Source organism: Streptomyces sp. NPDC003943, from assembly GCF_053605265.1.
In genome coordinates, this window is sequence record NZ_JBSGIW010000015.1 from 16,360 (window position 1) to 37,397 (window position 21,038).

Genomic DNA, 21,038 nt, shown 5'->3' on the forward strand with positions numbered 1-21,038 from the left:
TGCGACCGCACCGGATCCGGCACCGGGACCCGGCACGGAGCTCTGCGTGGGGGGAAGCGGGCGCCATCCTGACAGCACGCGCTCTTCTGCGACTCTCACCCCGCGCCCTGGGCATCCGGCCCGGCCGAATGAGTACGACGACTCATCCGCCCGGCCGCCCCGGTGCGCTGAACTGTCCCCATGACGACGAACCCCGCCCCCGCCGCCCCCACCGGCTCGTGGATCCCCGCGCTGCTCTCCACCCTGGTGACGCTCCCCCTGGGCCTCGTCTCCCTCTTCTTCGCGGGCCTCTCCCCGATGGCCTGCGACTCCTGCAACGGCGCCGAGGCCGACCGCTTCGACGACAGCTTCGCCATCGCCTTCCCCCTCCTCGGCGGCGGCCTCATCCTCGCCCTCGTCCTGCTGATCGCCGCCTGGGCCCCGCCGCGCCGCCCGGCCCTGGCCCTGGCCGCGCCGCTGGTGGTCGTGGTCTCGGCGCTGCTGTTCATGGGCATCCTCGACACGCCGTGACAGCAACGGGCGATACGGCCCTAGGGGGCGTCTCGTCGATCAGGCCGGATCAGGGAGCGGCCGCGAGCCCGGCATGATCGGCGAGACACCCCCTAGGGTATGAGGCCATGAGTGAATGGCAGCTGACCGACGACGAGGGCGGCACCCTCGCCGCCCGGTGGTGGCAGTGGGCGCGGTCCGCCCCCGAAGGCCGCAGCCCCGTCGCCGACGCGACCGGCGAACACGCGGACTGGCGACAACCCGGCGACATCTGGTTCCTGGCCGGCACCTACGGCGGCCGGGTGGTCCGCCGCTGCGAGATCCCCGCCGACCGCCCGGTGTTCTTCCCGGTCCTCAACACCGTCCACACCAAGCTCCAGTCCCGCACCCCCCTGCCCCTGGACGTCTCCGTCGCGAAGGCTCACCTCAACGGTGTCCCGCTCCCCCTCCACGAGTTCACCACCCGCCCCTTCCGCCTGGGCCTCCAGATGCACCTCGCCTGGGGCCTCTGGGCGGGCCTCGCCCCGCTGCTGCCGGGCCAGTACGTCCTGGAGATCAAGGCGGCCTCGACGGGCGGCTTCTGGGTGGACACGACGTACCACCTCACCGCGGTGGAGGGCTGAGGCACCGCCCGCGGCTATCGTCGGCGCATGCGGCCCGAGGTGATCCTCTTCGATCTCGCAGACGTGGTCTGCCGGTTCCATCCCCAGCGGCGGCTGACCGTCCTCGCCGAGGCGTGCGGGGTGAGCGCCGAGCGGGCGGAGCAGGTGCTGTACGAGTCCGGGCGGGTCGCGCGATGGGACCGCGGGCTCGGCTCGGTGGCCGAGATCCACCGCACCCTGCGGGAGGAGCTGGGCTACCCGGGCGACACCGCCGACCTCCACGAGGTCTGGTGCAGCGCGTTCGAGCCCGACCCCGCCGTGCTGGAGATCGTGGACCGTCTCCGCCCGCTGCCCACGGCGCTGCTCACCAACAACGACGCCCTGGTCCTGGAGGCCCTCCCGGAGGTCCTCCCCCAGGTCGCCGCCCGCTTCGACCCCCTGCTCTTCTCCTGCCTACTGGGCGCCACCAAGCCCGACCCGGCGGCCTACACCCGCGCGCTCCGCCTCGTCGGCGTCCCGCCGGAGGCGGCGCTCTTCATCGACGACAAGCCGTCGAACGTGGCGGGCGCCCGGGCCGTGGGCATCACCGCGCTCCACTTCACGGGCGCCGCGCAGCTGGACGCGGCCCTGGCGGAGCTCCTGGGCTAGGCACTCCTGGGCTAGGCATGTGACGGTGGGGAGGATGAGTACGGCAACTCATCCGCCCAGCCGTCCCGGTGCGCTGAAGTGTCCCCATGCCCGCAAACGCCGCCGACACCGCCGACACCCCCGAAGCCGCCGAAGTACGGGTCACCGGATCCTGGATCCCGCCCTTTTTCTCCACCCTGATCACCCTGCCGCTGGGCTTCGTCGCTCTGGTCTTCGCCATGTTCTCGCCCATGGCCTGCGACTCATGCGGCGGAGTGGAGGCAGACCGGTTCGAGGCCGGCTTCAGGGTGGCCTTCCCCACCTTCCTGGTGGGTCTTCTGGTCTCCCTGGCCCTGCTGATCGCCGCCTGGATCCCGCCACGACGCACGGGCTTCGCCGTCGCCGCCCCGCTGCTGGTCGTCGTCACGCTGTTGGTTTTCGCGGCCTTCCTCGGCGTACCCCTGACCTCGTAGGCAAGGGCGCTGCCATGAACGAAGCCCCAGGCCATTGGCCTGGGGCTTCGTCATGTGCGGTGAGGGGCGGTTACTTCGTGTCGACCGCCCAGGTCGCGGTGTTGTTGCCGCTGACCGGGTCAGTGGTCGCCGAGCTCACCCTGGCGGTCGTGTTCTGGAGCTTCGCGTTGCCGCGGAAGAAGTACACGACGTCGACGGTGTGGCTCGCCGCGGCGGCCAGGCTGGGATAGGTGCAGGTCACCGTGGTGGCGTTGGTGGTCGCGGTGTGGGTGCAGGACGCGCCGCCGGTGTCGGAGACGTAGTTGCCGACCTTGGTGCCGGGCAGCGTGACCGTGAGCACGGCCGACTGGGCGTCGGACGGTCCGTTGTTCTTGATCGTCGCGGCGTACGTGACGCTGGTGGACGGCTGGTACCGGTGCGACGGGGCGGTGAGCCCGGCCGCGAGATCGGCCCGGGTGCGCACCGAGGTCGAGGCGGACGCGCTGTCGTTGGCGTTGTTCGGGTCGCCGCTGCTCGTGCTCACCCGGGCGCTCGTCGTCAGCGTGCTGTTGGCGGGCGCGGACGGGGAGACGAGGACCTGGGTGTAGACGACGACCGACTGGCCGGGGTCGAGGTCGGCCAGTCGGCACTCGATCCGGTGCGGGTTGTCCACGACCTGGGCGCAGGTGCCCTCACCGCCGCTGGAGATGCTGGCGGACTGGAAGGTGACGCCGTTGTCGAGGTCCTCCGTCAGCTCGACCGTACGAGCCGTGGACGGACCGCCGTTGGTGATGGTCGCGGTGTAGGTCAGCGAGGTGCCGGCCACGACCGGGTCGGGCGAGTCGGCCAGGGCGACCCTCAGGTCGGACCGGGTCGCGACGGTGGTGTCGGTGTGGGCGTAGTTGTCGGAGTTGTTCGGGTCGAGGGTCACGCTGGTCACGGAGGCGTCCGCGTGCAGCACGCCGGTGGTCGTCGGCTTGACCCTGGTCACGATGGTCATGGTCGCCGTGGCACCGGGCCTGAGCAGGTCGAGGCCACAGCTGGCCGGCTGGAACGGGTCACCCGGCACGCCCGCCGTGCAGCTGGTGCTCGACGGCAGCGTGATCGAGGTGACGGTCACGCCCGCGGGCAGCTGGTCCTTGAGGACGACGTTCTGCGCGGTGGACGGCCCGCTGTTGCGCACGGTCACCGAGAAGGTCAGGTCCGTTCCGGCGGTCACCGGGTCCGGGGTCGCCGTGGCGGACGTGATCTTCAGGTCGGCCAGCGAGGTGATGGGCAGCTGGGTGCTCTGCGTGTTGTTGGCGCTGTTGGGGTCGGGGGTGTCCGAGGTCACCGTGGCCGAGTCGTGGACGGTCTGGCCTTCGGTGGCGGTGTACGAGACAACCACGGTCGCCCGGCCGGGCCCGCTGGGCGTGGCCGGCCGGATGTTGCCCAGGGGGCAGGTGACGGTGCCGCTGGACTGGTCGGGCGGCGGCAGTGAGCCGCAGCCGCCCTGGCTGGCGGTGGCCGAGCTGATCGTGAACGTGCCGTCCGAGGTCGCGGTGTCGGTGAGGACGACGCCGCGGGCGGTCGAGGGGCCGTTGTTGTCCACGTAGATGGTGCACTTGCCGGGCTGGCCGGCGAGGACGTTGTTGTCGCAGGACTTGGAGACCGCGACGTCGGCCTGCTCGTTGACGTTGACCGAGGCCGTGGCCTTGTTGTTGGCCGTGTCCGGGTCGAACTGGTCGGCCTTGACGGTGGCGTCGTCGGTCAGCGGCGTGGGGCCGCCGGCCGGGACGTCGTAGTCGGGGTCGACCTGGCTGCGGATCTGGATCGGCACGGAGGCCTCGTCGGCCAGGGTGCCGAGCTCGCACCGCACCTTCTGGCCGGTGATCGTGCAGCCGGGCTGGGTGACGCTGAACGGAACGTTGCCGGCCGGGAGTTCGTCCTCGACGATCACGTTGTCGGCCGCGTCCGGGCCGTTGTTCTTGGCGACCAGGTTCCAGCGGAGCTCGGCACCCGCGACCGCGGGGCTGGGCGAACCGGACTTGGTGATCGAGACGTCGGCCGGGTTGCAGGTGGGGAACTTGAAGGAGGCGACCCGCGTCTGCCAGCCGGCGTTCGACGTGGTCTGCATGTACTCCGTGGTGTACCAGAAGGTGCAGCCGTCGGTGGGGTCGACCTGCATGGCGCTGTAGTCGCCCCAGCGGCCGATGCCGTCCGGGGAGGCGCCGGTCTGCGAGCCGTTGCCGTCGCGGATCCGGAGCTCGCTCTGCGGGAGGAGCCCGAGCGGGTCACCGGCCAGGCGGGCGGCGGCCCGGATGGAGGGGTAGACCTTCGGGTCCTGCGCGGTCGGCGTGGCGGGCGCGCTGGAGACGCTGTAGCCGAGCGCCATGTTGCCGGCCTTGTCCATGGCGATGCTGCCCATCCAGCGGTGGGCGGCGTCGGGCGCGAAGGTGCCCTGCTGGTGCAGGATCCAGTTCGCGGCGCCCGCGGGGCGGTGCAGCTCGTACCAGCGCACACCCGCGTGACCGGCACCGTCGACGTTGACGGTGTGGTTGACGACCATCGACTCGTAGGTGCCGAAGTTCCGGTACTGCAGCCGGTGCATCAGCCGGTCGGACAGCGGGTCGAGCGTCTGGGTGGTGTCCGGCTGCGGAATGCCGCTCAGGCTGGTGTTGAAGTCCGCGACCGTGACGTCGGCGAGCTGGGTGAGGGTCGAGTTGGCCGGCACCTGCCAGTCGACGTGGAAGGCGAAGCTGCGCAGCGTGTTGTTGCCGGTGATGCGCGTCAGCGTCGCGGGGGCGCCGAAGGTGGGCAGCCGGGTGCCGTCGAAGTCCGCGGGCAGCATGCCGGTGTCGGAGGAGAGGCGGGTGAAGCCGTCGCCGCCGTTGAGCCCGATGCCGGTGTCACAGCCGAAACAGACGAACCCGGCCGGGTTGCCGTTCAGCATGTTGGCCCGGTCGAAGGCGTACGCTCCGCCCGCTCCCGGGGCGCCTTCCCAGTTGAAGGTGACGTAGTACGCGTCGGGCCAGACGCCCAGCTTGGGGTAGTCGTTGAAGCGCTGGTTGCTGACCAGGAAGTCGTAGAGGTGCCAGCCCCCGGTGACCGGGTCGGCGGTCTTCGACACCGCGATGCACTCGTGGTACGGCGCGACCGGGTCGTTCGAGGAGTCCACGTTGAAGGCGAAGTACGTGATCACCCAGCGGTCGGCGATCGGGTCGTGCCGGACGACGCCGTCGCCGCGGTTGGTCGTGCGGCAGAGGCTGGTCGAGGGCTGGTACGTGGAGAACAGCTGGTTGGTGGCCATGGGCGTCGGCACCGGCGGGCTTCCCGCCGTCAGCAGACCGTTGCCCGGATTGTTCTTGTCGTAGATCTGGAAGGAGCTGTTGACCTGCTGGATGTAGTGCTTCGGGCCGACGTCCCCGTTGGTGTCCGGCGGGAAGATGCCGTTGACGTTGTTGACGCCCTCGAAGTCCTGGATCATGTCCGAGAGCGCCCCGGGGCCCCTGAACCGGGCGGGCGCCTTGCCGGCCAGCGGGTCGGGGCGCGTGTCGGGCTTCACACGACGCCTGACGCGCCCGTCCTCCTGGCGGGCCGGGCCGTCAGGACGCGGCGGCCGCGTCCTGATCTTCCTCAGGTCGCCGTTGAACTCGCCGGGCGTGACCTTCTGCGAGGTCACGGTCGGCGTGGGCGCGCCGGCGGTCGTGGCGCCCGCGGTGCCGGCCGCCACGAGTGAGGAGACGGGGAGCAGCAGCGCGATCGCCGCGGTGGCGACCCGGCGCCCCCAGCCGGATGATGGCCTTCGGGGCCATCTCCTCTGGAGGTCGGCCATGGTCCGTGGTCGTGACAATTCCTTGCCCCTTCTGGCGGGGAAGTCCCGCGCCTCGTACTCCGGCTCGCGGCCGGGTCGGGCTCCGGTGGACTTCCTGGAACCGGTGGAACCGCTGGGTGCTGTCGAGTGCCGCGGCGCCGTTCACGGCGTCCGCGGCGGGGCCGGCGGATATCTCCGTACGCGGCGCGCGGGCCTTCTCCTCGTCCTCGCCGCGGTACTGGTCGGCTGCGGGTCCACGAACACCACGCACCCGGGCGTCTCCGGCGGCGGCACCGGCCCGGGCACCGTGTGGGGGCAGGTCACCCTCTGGCCCCGCGTCGGCGGCCCGGAGTCCGTGGGCAGCCCTCGCCCGGGCAGGCCGTTGCCCGGGGCGAGGGTCGACTTCACACCGGCGGACGGCGGCACCGCGAAGATCGCCACGGCCGACAACGAGGGCCGCTACCGCCTCTCGCTCACGGCGGGCGCCTACACGGTCCGGGTCGAGAACCGGGTCTTCAACGTCAGCAACCCGGGCGAGACGCGCCAGGTCACCGTGCCGCCCGGCGCAACCGTGAAACTGGATCTCGTCCTCGACTCGGGCCTCCGCTGACCTGCGAGGTCGCGGGCGGTCACGGAACATGCGGGCCTCCGGGGCGCGGCACGAAACGTTCACCGTACGCGAGGGACTATAACTCTACGTAGCAGGAATACATCGGATCGAAACTCTCCGTCACCGACGGCCGGGAGGGGGCGAGTGATGCGTACGGGTGACGTCGGCGTGTCGTTCCCATGCCGTGGGTCGCGCCGGGTGCACCGTGGAGGACAAGAAGCCCGTGCCCGCAGGAAAATCCTTCCTGCGGGCACGGGCAGTGGTGGGGCGGGTGGGACTCGAACCCACGGCCGACGGATTATGAGTCCGCTGCTCTAACCGGCTGAGCTACCGCCCCGAACACCACGGCGCGTACAAGTGTGCGCGCCGTCTGCCGCAGCATAGCCGCTCATACGATCTCCTGCTCCGGATGGTCGGCCATGCTCGATCATCAAGACTCCGCAGCGGGTCCCGCGGTTCCACGGGAAATGAAAAAGGACCCCGAAGGGTCCTCTTCCGTGTGGCTCCCCCGACTGGACTCGAACCAGTAACCCTCCGGTTAACAGCCGAATGCTCTGCCAATTGAGCTACAGGGGATCGCGCTCCCCCGACTGGACTCGAACCAGTAACCTGCCGGTTAACAGCCGGCTGCTCTGCCAATTGAGCTACAGGGGATTGCTGCGTTGCACCGATCGGATCCACCTCGGCCTTGCCGGGGGGCGGTCGCTCGCTGCGAGACATACATTAGCGCAAGCAGGGGGGTGCTCCGCCAATCGGTATCCCCAGAGCGCTCCCGGGACGGTTCCAGGGAAGGATCGCAGCGTGCGCAAGCTGATCTTCGTCAGCGGCCTGGCAGTGGGTTTCGTGATCGGGACGCGGGCCGGACGTGAGTGGTACGACCGGATGAAGCGGGGCGCCCAGCGGGTCGCCGAGAACCCCGCCGTGCGCAATGCCGCCGAGTCCGCCGCGCAGGGCGGGCGGCACGCGGCCGGGAAGGCGCTGCACGTGGTCGGTGACCAGGCGCAGCGGATCCGGTCGCGGCGCGATCACGACGGGCACTACGCCGGGCAGTCCGCGCGGTACGAGGACGACGACTGGGGCACCAGCAACACCTGACCTCGTACACCGCAGCCGTCCTCGTGCGGCAGAATCATGTGCCATGGGGATAGTCGCCGGTCTGGACAGTTCTTCCGACTCCACGCGCATCGTCGTCTGCGACGCGGACACGGGCGCCGTACTGCGGCAGGCCCATGCCCCGCATCCCCTGGAACCCAAGGCCACCGACGTCGACCCGCAGGCGTGGCTGCTCTCCCTCGGTGAGGCCGCGACCGGCGGGCTGCTCGAAGGCGTGCAGGCGATCGGGGTGTCCGCCCAGCAGCACGGGCTCGTGCCGCTGGACGCGCAGGGCGGTCTGGTGCGGCCCGCACTCGTCGGGAACGACAAGCGGGCGCAGGTCGCCGCCGCGGATCTCGTCGAGGGGCTCGGCGGGCGGCAGGCGTGGGCGGACGCGGTCGGGACCGTGCCGCAGTCCGGGCTGCCGATCGCGAAGCTGCGCTGGCTGGCCCGCAGCGAGCCCGAGCACGCGCAGCGCGTCGCGATGATCCTGCAGCCCCACGACTGGCTGGTGTGGCAGCTGCTCGGCCGGCCCGCGCGCCGGACCACCGACCGCGGCGCCGCCTCCGCCACCGGCTACTGGTCCGCCCGGACCGGCGCCTACCGCCCCGACCTGGTCGACCTGGCGCTCGGGCACCAGGCCGTGCTACCCGAGGTCCTGGCCCCGGCCGAGGCCGCCGGCACCACTCCCGAAGGGCTGCTGATCTCCGCCGGTACGGGGGAGACGATGGCGGCCGCGCTCGGGCTCGGCGTCGGCGCGGGCGACGCCGTCGTCTCGCTCGGCGCCTCCGGCTCGGTCATGGCCGTCCACCACGAGGCGCTGACCGACCCGAACGGGATGATCACCTCGTACGCCGACGCCACCGGCATGCACCTGCCGGTCGTGCACGTCTCCAACGCGGTACGGGCGCTGCGCGGCACCGCCGAGATGCTGGGCGCGGAGTCCCTCGACGAGCTGTCCGCGCTCGCGCTCAAGTCGACGCCCGGTTCCTCGGGGTTGGTGCTGCTGCCGTACCTGGAGGGCGAGCGGACGCCGAACCTGCCGCACACCGCCGGCACCCTCAGCGGGCTGCGCCGCGAGTCGATGAAGCCCGAGCACCTGGCCCGGGCCGCCTTCGAGGGCATGCTGTGCTCGCTCGCCGACGCGATGGACGTGCTGCGCGGGCGGGGCGTCGAGGTGCGCCGGGTGTTCCTGCTCGGCGCGGCGGCCGGGCTGCCGGCCGTACAGGCGCTGGCACCGGCGCTGTTCGGCGCCCAGGTCGTCGTACCGCAGCCGGCCGAGTACGCGGCACTCGGCGCCGCCCGGCAGGCGGCGTGGGCGCTCGGGGTGTCGCAGGGCACGCTGTCGCCGGCCGCTCCGCCGGCCTGGCAGGGCGCGGCGGCGCAGGTCTTCGAGCCGGGCGAGGAGCTGGCGGTCGGACAGGCCGTGCGCCAGCAGTACTCCGCGACCCGCGAGCAGATGCACCCCGGAGCGTTCTCCGGCTGACGTCCCCACGGGCGTCGCCCGGCGCCCCTCCCCCGGGGCGTTCTCCGGCTGACGCGGGCGGCGGACACCGTCACCCGATCTCCCCGCCACGCGAGGAATCCAGTCGTAACGTCACAGCAGCGCGGGCGATAGTAGAACCCGTGCTCATAAGACTTCTCCGAACCCACCTTCAGCCGTACAGGAAACCCATCGCCCTGCTGGTCCTGCTGCAGCTGCTGCAGACCAGCGCCACTCTCTACCTGCCGACCCTCAACGCCGACATCATCGACAACGGTGTCGTCAACGGGGACACCGGCTACATCCTGCGCTTCGGCACGCTGATGATCGGCGTGTCCGTCGTCCAGGTGCTGTGCAACATCGGTGCCGTGTACTTCGGCGCGCGGACGGCGGCCGCGCTCGGGCGGGACGTCCGGGCCGCGGTGTTCGCGCGGGTGCAGTCGTTCTCGGCCCGGGAGGTCGGGAACTTCGGGGCGCCGTCGCTGATCACCCGGACCACCAACGACGTGCAGCAGGTCCAGATGCTGGTCCTGATGGCGTTCACCCTGATGGTCTCCGCGCCGATCATGTGCGTCGGCGGCATCATCATGGCCCTCGGGCAGGACGTGCCGCTGTCGGCCGTGCTGATCGCGGTGGTGCCGGTGCTCGGCATCGCGGTGTCGCTGATCGTACGGCGGATGCGGCCGCTGTTCCGCACCATGCAGACGCGGCTCGACACGGTGAACCGGGTGCTGCGCGAGCAGATCACCGGCAACCGGGTCATCCGCGCCTTCGTCCGGGACGGCTACGAGCGCGAGCGGTTCAAGGGGTCGAACACCGAGCTGACCGAGGTGTCGCTGGCCACCGGCCGGCTGATGGCGCTGATGTTCCCGACCGTGATGACGGTCGTGAACGTGTCGTCGATCGCCGTCGTGTGGTTCGGCGCGCACCGCATCGACAGCGGCGGGATGGAGATCGGCGCGCTGACCGCCTTCCTCGCCTATCTGATGCAGATCGTGATGGCCGTGATGATGGCCACCTTCATGTTCATGATGGTGCCGCGGGCCGAGGTGTGCGCCGAGCGCATCGAGGAGGTCCTCGGCACCGAGTCCAGCGTCGTGCCGCCGGCCGAGCCGGTGCGCGAGCTCGGACGAAGGGGTCACCTGGAGGTCAGGAGCGCGGACTTCCGGTACCCGGGCGCGGAGGAGTCGGTGCTGCGGGACGTCGAGCTGGTCGCCCGGCCGGGCGAGACCACCGCGATCATCGGCTCGACCGGCTCCGGCAAGTCGACGCTGCTCGGGCTCGTGCCGCGGCTCTTCGACGTGACCGGCGGAGAGGTCCTCGTCGACGGCGTGGACGTGCGCACGCTCGACCCCGTCCTGATGGCGCGGACGGTCGGCCTCGTCCCGCAGAAGCCATACCTGTTCTCCGGGACGGTGGCGACGAACCTGCGGTACGGGAAGCCGGACGCGACCGACGAGGAGCTGTGGCACGCCCTGGAGGTGGCCCAGGCCAAGGACTTCGTGTCCAAGCTGGAGGGCGGCCTGCACGCCCCGATCGCGCAGGGCGGCACCAACGTCTCCGGCGGCCAGCGGCAGCGCCTCGCGATCGCCCGCACGCTCGTGCAGCGGCCGGAGATCTATCTCTTCGACGACTCCTTCTCGGCGCTCGACTACGAGACGGACGCGCTGCTGCGTGCCGCGCTCGCCGACGAGACCGCCGACGCGACCGTCGTCATCGTCGCCCAGCGGGTCGCCACCATCCGCGAAGCCGACCGGATCGTCGTCCTCGACGAGGGCCGGGTCGTCGGCACCGGACGGCACCACGAGCTGATGGCGGAGAACGAGACGTACCGGGAGATCGTGCTCTCCCAGCTGACCGAGGCGGAGGCAGCCTGATGGCCGGACCACGTATGCCCATGGCCGGGGCCGGCCCGGACTCGAAGTCGATGGACTTCAAGGGCTCGGGCAAGCGGCTGCTGCGGCAGCTCGCGCCCGAGCGCGGCGCGCTGTGGCTGATGCTGGGCGCCGGCGTGCTGTCGGTCGCGGCCTCGGTCGTCGGGCCGAAGATCCTCGGCAGGGCCACCGACCTCGTCTTCGCGGGCGTGGTCGGGCAGCAGAAGCAGATGCCTGCGGGCGCCACGAAGGAGCAGGTGCTCGCGGCGCTGCGCGCCAAGGGCGACACGGGGATGGCCGACATGCTGGCCGGGGTGGACTTCACTCCGGGCAAGGGCATCGACTTCACCGCGGTCGGCCAGGTCCTGGGCACCGCGCTCGGCGTCTACGTGCTCGCGGGCCTGCTGATGCTGGTGTCGACCCGCATGTCGATCAAGGTGATCAACCGGACCGTGTTCCGGATGCGCGAGGACGTCCAGGCGAAGCTGGCGCGGCTGCCGCTGTCGTACTTCGACAAGGCCAAGCGCGGCGAGGTGCTCTCGCGCGCCACCAACGACATCGACAACATCTCGCAGACCCTCCAGCAGTCGATGGGCCAGCTGGTCAACTCGCTGCTCACGATCGTCGGCGTGCTCGCGATGATGTTCTGGATCTCGCCGCTGCTCGCCCTGGTGGCGCTGGTCACGGTGCCGCTGTCGGTGGTCGTGGCGACGAGGATCGGCAAGCGCTCGCAGCCGCACTTCGTGCAGCAGTGGAAGTCCACGGGCAAGCTGAACGCGCACATCGAGGAGATGTACACCGGCCACACGCTGGTGAAGGTCTTCGGCCGGCAGGAGGAGTCCGCGCGGGACTTCGCCGAGCAGAACGAGGCGCTGTACGAGGCCGGTTTCAAGGCCCAGTTCAACAGCGGCATCATGCAGCCGGTCATGCTCTTCGTCTCGAACCTGAACTACGTCCTGGTGGCCGTGGTGGGCGGTCTGCGGGTGGCGAGCGGCACCCTGTCGATCGGTGACGTGCAGGCGTTCATCCAGTACTCCCGGCAGTTCTCGATGCCGCTGACCCAGGTCGCCTCGATGGCGAACCTGGTGCAGTCGGGCGTCGCCTCCGCCGAGCGGATCTTCGAGCTGCTCGACGCGGAGGAGCAGGAGCCGGACGCGCCGAGGAGCGAGAAGCCGGCCGACCTCAAGGGCAAGGTGGCCCTGGAGGGCGTGGCCTTCCGTTACGAGGAGGACAAGCCGCTCATCGAGGACCTGTCGCTCACCGTGGAGCCGGGCCAGACGGTCGCGATCGTCGGCCCGACGGGCGCCGGCAAGACCACGCTGGTGAACCTGCTCATGCGGTTCTACGAGGTCACCGGCGGCCGGATCACGCTCGACGGCGTCGACATCGCGCGGATGCGCCGCGAGGACCTGCGCGCCGGCATCGGCATGGTCCTCCAGGACACCTGGCTGTTCGGCGGCACCATCGCCGAGAACATCGCGTACGGCGCGACGCGCGAGGTGACCCGGGCGGAGATCGAGGAGGCGGCGCGGGCGGCCCACGCGGACCGCTTCATCCGTACCCTCCCCGAGGGCTACGACACGGTCATCGACGACGACGGCGCGGGCGTCAGCGCCGGCGAGAAGCAGCTGATCACCATCGCGCGGGCGTTCCTGTCCGACCCGGTGATCCTGGTCCTCGACGAGGCGACGAGCTCGGTCGACACCCGCACCGAGGTGCTGATCCAGAAGGCGATGGCCCGCCTCGCCCACGGCCGGACCTCGTTCGTCATCGCGCACCGGCTCTCCACCATCCGGGACGCGGACGTGATCCTGGTGATGGAGCACGGCTCGATCGTCGAACAGGGCACCCACGAGGAGCTGCTGGCCTCGGGCGGGGCGTACGCCCGGCTGTACGCGGCGCAGTTCGCGCAGGCGGTCGCGGAAGTCGACTGACGCCTCAGTCGAGGTAACCGCGCAGCTGGTCCGCGTAGGCGTGGTCCCGCAGCTTGTTGAGGGTCTTGGACTCGATCTGGCGGATGCGTTCGCGCGTCACGCCGAAGAGCTGTCCGATCTCCTCCAGGGTGCGGGGCCTGCCGTCGTCGAGGCCGTAGCGCAGCTGCACGACCTTGCGTTCTCGCTCGCCCAGGGTGGAGAGCACGGCCTCCAGGTGTTCGCGCAGCAGCAGGAACGCGGCGGACTCGACGGGGGAGGCGGCGTCGCCGTCCTCGATGAGGTCGCCGAGGGCGACGTCGTCCTCCTCGCCGACGGGCGCGTGCAGGGACACCGGTTCCTGGGCGAGCCGCAGCACCTCGCCGACCCGCTCGGGCGCGAGGTCGAGCTGGGCGGCGACCTCCTCGGCGGTCGGTTCGTAGCCGCGTTCCTGGAGCATCCGGCGCTGGACGCGGATGACCCGGTTGATGAGTTCGACGACGTGCACGGGGACGCGGATGGTCCGGGCCTGGTCGGCGAGGGCCCGGGACATCGCCTGGCGGATCCACCAGGTCGCGTACGTCGAGAACTTGTAGCCGCGCGCGTAGTCGAACTTCTCCACGGCCCGGATCAGGCCCAGGTTCCCCTCCTGGACCAGGTCGAGCATGGTGAGGCCGCGGCCCACGTAGCGTTTGGCGACGGAGACGACGAGCCGGAGGTTGGCCTCGATCAGCCTGCGTTTGGCGATGCGGCCGAGGACCACGAGCCGGTCGAGGTCGTGGGCGAGGCGGCTGTCCAGGTCGGGGGTGCTCGCGAGCTTCTCCTCGGCGAAGAGGCCGGCCTCGATCCGGCGGGCGAGCTCGACCTCCTCCTCCGCGGTGAGCAGCGGCACCCTGCCTATCTCGCGCAGGTACTGGCGGAAGAGGTCGGAGGACGGGCCGTTGCCGCCGGCGTCGGCGCGGCGGCGCTGGGCCGGGACCTCCGGTTCCTGTTCGACGGCCACGAGCTCGACCGGGGAGGGTTCGTCGGTCACGGCGAGGGTCTGGGGCTGCGTCTGCACGGGGGGCGACCTCCAGGGCGGGACGGACCGTCCACCCAGTGTGTCGTACGACACAACACCGCTACGAGGGGCGTGCGGTGACTTTTTGAGTTCGGCGGGTCACCGAACGTCAGAGACCGTCAACCGGACGTCGGAGGGCGTCCGACGGCGTCAGAGCGCCGCGGCCCCGTGGTTGCGCAGCGACTGCCCGTACTGCGTGAGCACCCACAGCTCGTTCTGCACGGCGGCCACCTGGGCCGGGTCGCCGTGCGCGCCGAGCCGGGCGAGGGTGCCCTGGACGTCACGGATGCGGCGGTCGACGGCCCGGAGCCGTACGGTCACGAGCTGGTCGCCCGCGTACGCCTCGTCGACGATCTTCGCGAAGATCGTCTCGACGGCGAGTTCGGTGACGAGCGCGCGCACGGTGTCGTCCGGGGCGGCCTCGCGGACCGCGTCGAGGTAGTCGGCGGGCGCGCCGGTGGCGCCGCCCGCGTCCTGGATGCACTGGCGGACGGCCGCGTACGGCGGGGCGGTGAACTCGTCGACCCCGTACGCGTCGAAGGCCGGGGAGACCAGCTCCGGGCGCTGCAGGGCCAGCTTGAGCAGCTCGCGCTCGGTGCGGTGGGCGGGGCTGCGCAGGTTGAGCGCGGGGCCCGCCGGGGCGACCGGTGCCTGGATGCCGGCCGTGTCGTACGGCTTGCGCCGCTCGGCGCGCCGGTCGGGCTCCTTGCCCCCGCCGCCGCGCTGCCAGCGGGCGATCTGGGCGACCCGGCGGACCACGAACTGGGTGTCGAGGATGCCGAGCATGCCGGCGAGCTGGACGGCGACCTCGTGCTGCGAGGCCACGTTCTTGATCCGGGCCACGATCGGCGCGGCCTCGTCGAGCGCGGCGGCGCGGCCGGAGGGGATCTCCAGATCGTAGCGGCCGACGATCTGCCGCAGCGCGAACTCGAAGAGCGGGGTGCGTGGCTGGACCAGGTCGACGACGGCCTCGTCGCCCTTGGCGAGGCGCAGCTCGCAGGGGTCCATGCCCTCGGGGGCGATGGCGATGTAGGTCTCGGCGGCGAACTTCTGGTCGTCCTCGAAGGCGCGCAGGGCGGCCTTCTGGCCGGCGGCGTCGCCGTCGAAGGTGAAGATCACCCGGGCCGAGCCGTTGTCCATGAGGAGCCGGCGCAGGATCTTGATGTGCTCGCCGCCGAAGGCGGTGCCGCAGGTGGCGATGGCGGTGGTGACGCCGGCCAGGTGGCAGGCCATGACGTCGGTGTAGCCCTCGACGACGACCGCGCGGCTGACCTTGGCGATGTCCTTCTTGGCCAGGTCGATGCCGTAGAGCACCTGGGACTTCTTGTAGATCGGCGTCTCGGGCGTGTTGAGGTACTTGGGCCCGTTGTCGTCGTCGCGCAGCTTGCGGGCGCCGAAGCCGACGACGTCGCCGCCGACGTCCTTGATCGGCCACATCAGCCGGCCGCGGAAGCGGTCGATGGGGCCGCGGCGGCCGTCCTGGGAGAGGCCGGAGAGGATCAACTCGCGGTCGGAGAAGCCCTTGCCGCGCAGGAAGCGGGTGAGGTGGTCCCAGCCGGCCGGGGAGTAGCCGACGCCGAAGTGCTCGGCGGCGGCCTGGTCGAAGCCGCGCTCGGCGAGGAAGCGGCGCCCGATCTCGGCCTCGGCGGAGCCGAGTTGCTCGGCGTAGTACCGGGCGGCGGCCTGGTGCGCCTCGACCAGGCGGGTGCGCTCGCCGCGCTGGTGGCCGGGGTTGTAGCCGCCCTCTTCGTAGCGCAGGGTGATGCCCGCCTTGGCGGCGAGGCGCTCGACCGTCTCGGAGAAGGTGAGGTGGTCGATCTTCATCACGAAGGCGATGGTGTCGCCGCCCTCCTGGCAGCCGAAGCAGTGGAAGAGTCCCTTGCTCGGGCTGACCTGGAAGGAGGGCGACTTCTCGTCGTGGAAGGGGCAGAGTCCCTTCAGGTTCCCGCCGCCTGCGTTGCGGAGCTGGAGGTACTCGGACACGACGGCGTCGATCGGGACCGCGTCCCGTACCGCCTTCACGTCGTCATCGTTGATCCTGCCTGCCACGCATGAATTCTACGGGGGTCCGGGGGTCGTCCCCCGCAGAGATACAGCTACGGGGGTCCGGGGGTCGTCCCCCGCAGAGATGCAGCTACGGGGGTCCGGGGGTCGTCCCCCGCGAGATGCAGCCTGCGGGGGTCCGGGGGTCGTCCCCCGCAGAGATGCAGCTACGGGTGACGGCGGGGGTCCCCGGGCTGCCTCGGGGCTACTCGGTGAGGCTCTCCAGCGGTACCGACGCGTCCGCCAGGCGGTCCTGGTCCACCTGCGCCCGGGACCGGATGAGCTTCTGGATCGGGTCTGTGACGTCCCACACATTCACGTTCATGCCCGCGATCACCCGGCCCTCCTTCAGCCAGAAGGCGACGAACTCCCGCTTGCCGGTGTCGCCGCGCACCACGACCTGGTCGTACGAGCCGGGCGGCGCCCAGCCCGAGTACTCCATGCCCAGGTCGTACTGGTCGGTGAAGAAGTAGGGGACGCGGTCGTAGGAGACGTGCTGCCCGAGCATCGCGCGGGCGGCGGCCGGGCCGCCGTTGAGGGCGTTGGCCCAGTGCTCGACGCGCAGCCGGGTGTGCAGCAGCGGGTGGTGGGCGGCGGCGATGTCGCCGGCGGCGAAGACGTCCGGGTCGGAGGTGCGCAGCGCCTCGTCGACGGCGACGCCGCCGCCGTCGGCGCGGTCGACCAGGGCGAGGCCGGCGTTCTCCGCGAGGGCGGTGCGCGGGGCGGCACCGATGGCGACCAGGACGGCGTGGGCGGGGTGCTCCTCGCCGTCGTCGGTGCGGGCGGCGAGGACCATGCCGTCCTGGCCGGTGATCTCGGTGAGCCGGGCGCCGAAGTGGAAGCGGACGCCGTGGTCGGTGTGCAGGTCGGCGAAGATCTGGCCGAGTTCGGGGCCGAGGACCCGGTGGAGCGGGGTGGGGTCGGCCTCGACGATGGTGACCTCGGCGCCGTACGTACGGGCCGCGGCGGCGACCTCCAGGCCGATCCAGCCGGCGCCGGCGATGACCAGCTGGCCGTTCTCCCGGCCGAGTTTCCTGATCTCGTCGCGGAGCCGCTCGGAGTGGGCGAGCCGGCGCAGGTGGTGCACGCCGGCGAGGTCGGTGCCGGGGATGTCGAGGCGGCGCGGCTCGGCGCCGGTGGCGAGGAGCAGCTTGTCGTAGCGGATGACGGTGCCGTCGCCGAGGCGGACGGTGTGCGCCTCGCGGTCGACGGCGGTGACGGGCTGGCCCAGGTGGAGCTCGACGTCGTGCTGCGCGTACCAGCCGGGCTCGTGGACGAAGACGGAGTCCCGCTCGTCCTTGTCGAGGAGGTAGCCCTTGGAGAGCGGTGGGCGCTCGTAGGGGCGCTCGCGTTCGTCGCAGATGAGGATCACCCGCCCGTTGAAGCCCTCGGAGCGCAGGGTCTCCGCCGCCTTGGCCCCGGCCAGGCCCCCGCCGACGATGACAAAGGTCTGATCTGCGTCGACCACGTTGATTCCTCCTCGTTGCGACCGGTTCCCTACGCTACGCCCCCGGGCCCGGGCCGGGCCGTACCGCCTCGGGGCGTGCATGCGAGGGTGCCGCACCGGCCGGGAAGGCGAAAGAGGGCGAACGGCCCTTAGCGGCGGGGGGTCCGGAGCCGGGCGTGGAGGGTGCGGGCGGAGGCGTCGGTGAGGGAGGCGATCTGGTCGACGATCACCCGCTTGCGGGAACGCTCGTCCGGCGCGGCGGCGAACAGGGCCCGGAACTGCGGGTCGAGACCCTCGGGCGCGCGGGCCGCGAGCGCCTCGGCGAGCTCGGCGACGACGATCCGCTGGTCGGCCCGGAGCGCCTCCTGCTCGGCGCGCTGCATCACGTACCGGTCGGCGATCGCCTTGAGCACCGCGCACTCGTTGCGGGTGCCGCGCGGGACGACCAGCTCGGCGCCGTAACGGGTGAGCCGGCCGCCGCCGTACGCCTGCCGGGTGGCGCCCTCGGCGGCCAGGCAGAAGCGCCCGATGAGCTGGCTGGTGGCGTCCTTGAGCCGGGCCTGGGCGACGGCCGAGCCGTCGTAGCCGTGCGGCCACCAGTCCTGGTCGACGAGCCGGTCGAGGGCGTCGGCGAGCTCCTGCGGATCGGTGTCCTCCGGTACGTACCGGCCGAGGGCCACCTGCCAGATGTCGGCGCGCTCGGGCTCGGAGAACAGCATGTTGGGGTCGATGTGCCCGGCGTGCAGGCCGTCCTCGAAGTCGTGCACCGAGTACGCCACGTCGTCGGACCAGTCCATCACCTGCGCCTCGAAGCACTTGCGGTACTCCGGCGCGCCCTTCCTGACCCATTCGAAGACCGGCAGGTCGTCCTCGTACACCCCGAACTTCGGCGAACCCGGGTCGGTGGGGTGCCCGCCGCGCGGCCAGGGGTACTTGGTGGCGGCGTCGAGCGCGGCGCGGGTCAGGTTCAGGCCGACGCTGACGGGGTCGCCGGTGACGGGGTCGGCGATGAACCGCTTGGGCTCGATGCGGGTGAGCAGGCGGAGCGACTGCGCGTTGCCCTCGAAGCCGCCGCAGTCCTTGGCGACGTCGTTGAGCGCCTGCTCGCCGTTGTGCCCGAAGGGCGGGTGGCCCATGTCGTGCGCCAGGCACGCCGCCTCGACCAGGTCCGGGTCGCAGCCGAGCGCGGCGCCCAGCTCGCGGCCGACCTGGGCGCACTCCAGGGAGTGGGTGAGCCGGGTGCGCGGGCTGGCGTCCCAGGTGTGGACGGGGATCCCCCCTGCCTGGGCGGAGCCGAGGGGCCGGGGCAGGGAGCCGGGGTCCACGACCTGAGTCTTGCCGGCGAGCCTGCGCAGCGCGGAGGAGTGCAGCACCCGCGCGCGGTCGCGCTGGAAGGCGGTGCGGCCGGGCCGTTTGTCGGGCTCGGGGGCCCAGCGTTCGAGGGCGAGGGGGTCGTAGCCGGGGGTGGGGGTGGGAGTGGTGCCGGTACGGGTGGGGTCTGCGAAGCCTTCCATGGTGTCGACGGTAACGGGCGGCACGGACAGAAGGGGCGAGACGCGGCTCGCGCGTCAGCCGGTCGCGGCGGCGAACTCCCTTGCCGGGGCGGGGGACATGGCCACCTCGTCGTAGCGGTGCAGAATCAGCCGGGCGAGGGCCGGGTGCGGGCCGAGGGGGGCCGTGGCGAGCCAGGGGGCGTGGGCGGCGGCGCGGGTGGCGAAGAGGCCGGGGGCGGTGAAGCAGGAGGCGACGGCGATGCGGTGGCGGCCGCGGGTGGCGAGCGCGCGGACGGCCTCGGGGACGGTGGGGCCGGCGGCGGAGGCGAACGCGGCGAGTACCGGCACGCCGCCGAGGCGTTCGCCGAGCCGGGCGGCGATGCGGCGGATGTCGGCGGCGGACTCGGGGTCGCGCGAGCCCGCGGCGGCGAGGACGACGCCGGTGGTGGGCGAGGCACCGTCCTGCGGGGTCCAGCCGGCCTCGGCGAGCCGGTCGGCGAGGGCCTCGACGAGCAGCGGGTGCGGGCCGAGGGGTTCGGCGATCCGCACGCGGACGCCGGCGGGCGCGGCGGCCGCCGCGGCCGGCAGGTCGTGCTTGACGTGGTGGCCGCGGGCGAGGAGCAACGGCACGAGCACGGCGCCGCGCCCCGGCCGCGCGAAGCCGGCGCGGGTGTCGGCGCCCGGTCCCGCGAGGCCGGCGAGGGTGTCGGCGAGCAGTGGTGCGTTCAGTTCGATGTGCGCGAGCCGTACGTCGAGGCCGGGCCGCAGCTCCCGTACCCGGTCGGCGAGGAGGCCGAGGGTGGCGGCGGCGCGCGGGTCGCGGCTGCCGTGGCCGACGGCTATGAGGGTGGGGGCGTCGCGAGCGGCCGGCCGCGCGAAGATGCGGCCGAGCATCCCGGCGGCGCTGCTGTCGAACGTGGGGTCCGGCTCCTGCCTCTTCATGCGCCGATCGTGCCGGGGGCAGGTTGCCTGGCAGTTTCGCCCGGGTCACGGCTGGTTGCCGCGGCCTCACAGCGGCGCCTCACCCCGCACCGGCCGCTCAGCCCGCCGGTCACACCCGCCCCGTGCCGCTCACTGCGCCAGCCACACCCGCAGCGGCCCGATCGTTCCGAAGCCGGCCTCCTGGGCCGCCTCCAGGTCGTCGCCCGACTCGTAGCCGACGACCGGGCGGTCGGGGGCGGCGTGGGCGAGGGCCGCGGACCAGGCGTGGGCGGCCGGGAGGTCGTCCACCGTGAAGACGTTGGAGACGCCGGTGACGCCGGCGCTGTCGGTGAGGACGGCGCCGCCGAGGATCCGGCCGTCGGGGGCGTGGGCGGCGACGATCGTCGTGGCGGGGTCGTCGAGGAGCCCGGGGCGGAAGAGGGCGGCCTCGTCGGCGTCGCCGCCGCTCCAGGCGAGGGCCCAGGCGGCGAGTTCGGCGGGGGTGCGGACCGGGCGGGCGCCGGCGGTCTCGCCACGGACCGGGAGACCCGCGGGGCGGTGGATCCACTGGGCCTCGAAGAGCGTGAAGAATCCGGACCCGGCCAGGTCGAGGCGCGCGTAGCTGTCCTTGACGGAGGCGCCGGGGGCCGTGCGGTCGACGGCGTCCAGGAAGTCCTCGGCGGCCGTGTCCGGGGCCAGGGTGACGGCGTCCGGGTAGTAGAGCGGGGTGCGCCGCGGGCTGCTCCAGGCGCGCGGGCCGAAGGCGCCGGAGAGGCCGTGGGCGCGGCACATCGTGTCGCACCAGTCGGCGTTGTTGCGGACGGCGGCGGAGAGCAGGGCGTCGGTGGCCCCCGGGGCGTTGTCGATCACCAGCGGATCCTATGGACAGCCCGCCCCTCTCCTCCCCTCTTTTTCTCTTCCGAATCACGGAATATCTTTTCCGTTATGAGACTCTCCCCTGTGCCGCTCCCCCGGCGTGCCCTCGCCGAGTTCACCGGCACCGCCGCCCTCGTCGCCGTCATCGTCGGCTCCGGCCTCCGCGCCGACGCCCTCAGCCCGGACACCGGCGTCCGGCTGCTCGCCAACGCCGCCGCGTCCGCCGTCGGGCTCGGCCTGCTCATCGCGCTCATCGGCCCGCTCTC

The 21,038-nt window shown here is 72.1% G+C and carries 16 protein-coding genes, 3 tRNA genes and 1 pseudogene; 10 read left to right on the plus strand and 10 right to left on the minus strand.

Annotation, left to right across the window (positions count from 1 at the left end; genetic code table 11):
- Positions 1-180: 180 nt before the first annotated feature.
- From ACWEV0_RS09225 to ACWEV0_RS09240, 4 genes are all read left to right on the plus strand, one after another.
- Positions 181-510 carry a hypothetical protein gene (locus tag ACWEV0_RS09225; RefSeq protein WP_453147812.1) on the plus strand — a complete coding sequence of 110 codons (330 nt, stop codon included), beginning with the start codon at positions 181-183 and terminating at the stop codon, positions 508-510.
- A 107-nt stretch (positions 511-617) separates the two neighbouring features.
- Complete coding sequence (locus ACWEV0_RS09230; RefSeq protein ID WP_453147813.1) at positions 618-1,112, plus strand: hypothetical protein; 495 nt, start codon at positions 618-620, stop codon at positions 1,110-1,112.
- Positions 1,113-1,139: 27 nt separating this feature from the next.
- Positions 1,140-1,739, plus strand: coding sequence for an HAD family hydrolase (locus ACWEV0_RS09235; protein ID WP_453147815.1), 600 nt, complete (start codon positions 1,140-1,142; stop codon positions 1,737-1,739).
- A gap of 86 nt (positions 1,740-1,825) precedes the next feature.
- On the plus strand, positions 1,826-2,191 hold the full coding sequence (locus tag ACWEV0_RS09240; protein ID WP_453147817.1) for a hypothetical protein: 366 nt from the start codon (positions 1,826-1,828) through the stop codon (positions 2,189-2,191).
- Between the two features lie 70 nt (positions 2,192-2,261).
- Here the strand turns inward: ACWEV0_RS09240 and ACWEV0_RS09245 are convergent, their stop codons facing one another.
- Positions 2,262-5,984: a hypothetical protein gene (locus tag ACWEV0_RS09245; protein ID WP_453147819.1), complete on the minus strand. Its 3,723-nt coding sequence runs from the start codon at positions 5,982-5,984 to the stop codon at positions 2,262-2,264.
- Positions 5,985-6,069: 85 nt separating this feature from the next.
- Here ACWEV0_RS09245 and ACWEV0_RS09250 point away from each other — a divergent pair, with 85 nt between their 5' ends.
- Positions 6,070-6,573 (plus strand): carboxypeptidase-like regulatory domain-containing protein, encoded by a 504-nt coding sequence (locus ACWEV0_RS09250; RefSeq protein WP_453147821.1) that lies wholly within the window; start codon positions 6,070-6,072, stop codon positions 6,571-6,573.
- 260 nt (positions 6,574-6,833) lie between these two features.
- Here ACWEV0_RS09250 and ACWEV0_RS09255 read toward each other — a convergent pair.
- From ACWEV0_RS09255 to ACWEV0_RS09265, 3 genes are all read right to left on the minus strand, one after another.
- Positions 6,834-6,910 (minus strand) — tRNA-Ile (locus ACWEV0_RS09255).
- Between the two features lie 163 nt (positions 6,911-7,073).
- Positions 7,074-7,149: transfer RNA gene (locus ACWEV0_RS09260), tRNA-Asn, on the minus strand.
- Positions 7,150-7,154: 5 nt separating this feature from the next.
- Positions 7,155-7,227: transfer RNA gene (locus tag ACWEV0_RS09265), tRNA-Asn, on the minus strand.
- Positions 7,228-7,374: 147 nt separating this feature from the next.
- Here ACWEV0_RS09265 and ACWEV0_RS09270 point away from each other — a divergent pair.
- The 4 genes from ACWEV0_RS09270 to ACWEV0_RS09285 all read left to right on the plus strand — a co-directional run bounded on the left by ACWEV0_RS09270 (position 7,375) and on the right by ACWEV0_RS09285 (position 12,956).
- Positions 7,375-7,668 (plus strand): YtxH domain-containing protein, encoded by a 294-nt coding sequence (locus tag ACWEV0_RS09270; RefSeq protein WP_453147823.1) that lies wholly within the window; start codon positions 7,375-7,377, stop codon positions 7,666-7,668.
- Positions 7,669-7,711: 43 nt separating this feature from the next.
- The gene (locus ACWEV0_RS09275) at positions 7,712-9,151 is read left to right on the plus strand and encodes an FGGY family carbohydrate kinase (RefSeq protein ID WP_453147825.1); all 1,440 of its coding nucleotides are present in this window, start codon (positions 7,712-7,714) and stop codon (positions 9,149-9,151) included.
- Between the two features lie 140 nt (positions 9,152-9,291).
- On the plus strand, positions 9,292-11,025 hold the full coding sequence (locus ACWEV0_RS09280; protein ID WP_453147827.1) for an ABC transporter ATP-binding protein: 1,734 nt from the start codon (positions 9,292-9,294) through the stop codon (positions 11,023-11,025).
- On the plus strand, positions 11,025-12,956 hold the full coding sequence (locus tag ACWEV0_RS09285; RefSeq protein WP_453147828.1) for an ABC transporter ATP-binding protein: 1,932 nt from the start codon (positions 11,025-11,027) through the stop codon (positions 12,954-12,956). The genes ACWEV0_RS09280 and ACWEV0_RS09285 overlap by 1 nt, the downstream gene beginning before the upstream one ends.
- Positions 12,957-12,960: 4 nt before the next feature.
- On the opposite strand, the gene ACWEV0_RS09290 is transcribed toward ACWEV0_RS09285, so the two are convergent.
- The 6 genes from ACWEV0_RS09290 to ACWEV0_RS09315 all read right to left on the minus strand — a co-directional run bounded on the left by ACWEV0_RS09290 (position 12,961) and on the right by ACWEV0_RS09315 (position 20,766).
- The gene (locus ACWEV0_RS09290; protein WP_453147951.1) at positions 12,961-14,031 is read right to left on the minus strand and encodes an RNA polymerase sigma factor; all 1,071 of its coding nucleotides are present in this window, start codon (positions 14,029-14,031) and stop codon (positions 12,961-12,963) included.
- Positions 14,032-14,142: 111 nt separating this feature from the next.
- Positions 14,143-16,041 carry a DNA primase gene (gene dnaG / locus ACWEV0_RS09295; RefSeq protein WP_453147830.1) on the minus strand — a complete coding sequence of 633 codons (1,899 nt, stop codon included), beginning with the start codon at positions 16,039-16,041 and terminating at the stop codon, positions 14,143-14,145.
- Between the two features lie 199 nt (positions 16,042-16,240).
- Positions 16,241-17,503, minus strand: a complete 1,263-nt coding sequence (locus ACWEV0_RS09300) for an NAD(P)/FAD-dependent oxidoreductase (protein WP_453147832.1) — start codon at positions 17,501-17,503, stop codon at positions 16,241-16,243.
- 128 nt (positions 17,504-17,631) lie between these two features.
- Complete coding sequence (locus ACWEV0_RS09305) at positions 17,632-18,996, minus strand: deoxyguanosinetriphosphate triphosphohydrolase (protein ID WP_453147834.1); 1,365 nt, start codon at positions 18,994-18,996, stop codon at positions 17,632-17,634.
- A 54-nt stretch (positions 18,997-19,050) separates the two neighbouring features.
- Positions 19,051-19,869: a sirohydrochlorin chelatase gene (locus ACWEV0_RS09310; RefSeq protein WP_453147953.1), complete on the minus strand. Its 819-nt coding sequence runs from the start codon at positions 19,867-19,869 to the stop codon at positions 19,051-19,053.
- 177 nt (positions 19,870-20,046) lie between these two features.
- A complete protein-coding gene (locus ACWEV0_RS09315) occupies positions 20,047-20,766 on the minus strand; it encodes a hypothetical protein (protein WP_453147836.1) in 720 nt (239 codons plus the stop codon).
- A gap of 75 nt (positions 20,767-20,841) precedes the next feature.
- On the opposite strand from ACWEV0_RS09315, the pseudogene ACWEV0_RS09320 reads away from it, so the two are divergent.
- Positions 20,842-21,027 (plus strand): annotated as a pseudogene (locus tag ACWEV0_RS09320) (aquaporin family protein); the annotation flags it as partial.
- Positions 21,028-21,038 lie beyond the last annotated feature (11 nt).

What these genes read in the sequence shown, in the direction of transcription:
- ACWEV0_RS09225 (WP_453147812.1), top strand. Translation starts at nt 181, where the DNA reads ATGACGACGAACCCCGCCCCCGCCGCCCCCACCGGCTCGTGGATCCCC.
- ACWEV0_RS09230 (WP_453147813.1), top strand. Translation starts at nt 618, where the DNA reads ATGAGTGAATGGCAGCTGACCGACGACGAGGGCGGCACCCTCGCCGCC.
- ACWEV0_RS09235 (WP_453147815.1), top strand. Translation starts at nt 1,140, where the DNA reads ATGCGGCCCGAGGTGATCCTCTTCGATCTCGCAGACGTGGTCTGCCGG.
- ACWEV0_RS09240 (WP_453147817.1), top strand. Translation starts at nt 1,826, where the DNA reads ATGCCCGCAAACGCCGCCGACACCGCCGACACCCCCGAAGCCGCCGAA.
- ACWEV0_RS09245 (WP_453147819.1), bottom strand. Translation starts at nt 5,984, where the DNA reads ATGGCCGACCTCCAGAGGAGATGGCCCCGAAGGCCATCATCCGGCTGG.
- ACWEV0_RS09275 (WP_453147825.1), top strand. Translation starts at nt 7,712, where the DNA reads ATGGGGATAGTCGCCGGTCTGGACAGTTCTTCCGACTCCACGCGCATC.
- ACWEV0_RS09285 (WP_453147828.1), top strand. Translation starts at nt 11,025, where the DNA reads ATGGCCGGACCACGTATGCCCATGGCCGGGGCCGGCCCGGACTCGAAG.
- ACWEV0_RS09305 (WP_453147834.1), bottom strand. Translation starts at nt 18,996, where the DNA reads ATGGAAGGCTTCGCAGACCCCACCCGTACCGGCACCACTCCCACCCCC.
- ACWEV0_RS09310 (WP_453147953.1), bottom strand. Translation starts at nt 19,869, where the DNA reads ATGCTCGGCCGCATCTTCGCGCGGCCGGCCGCTCGCGACGCCCCCACC.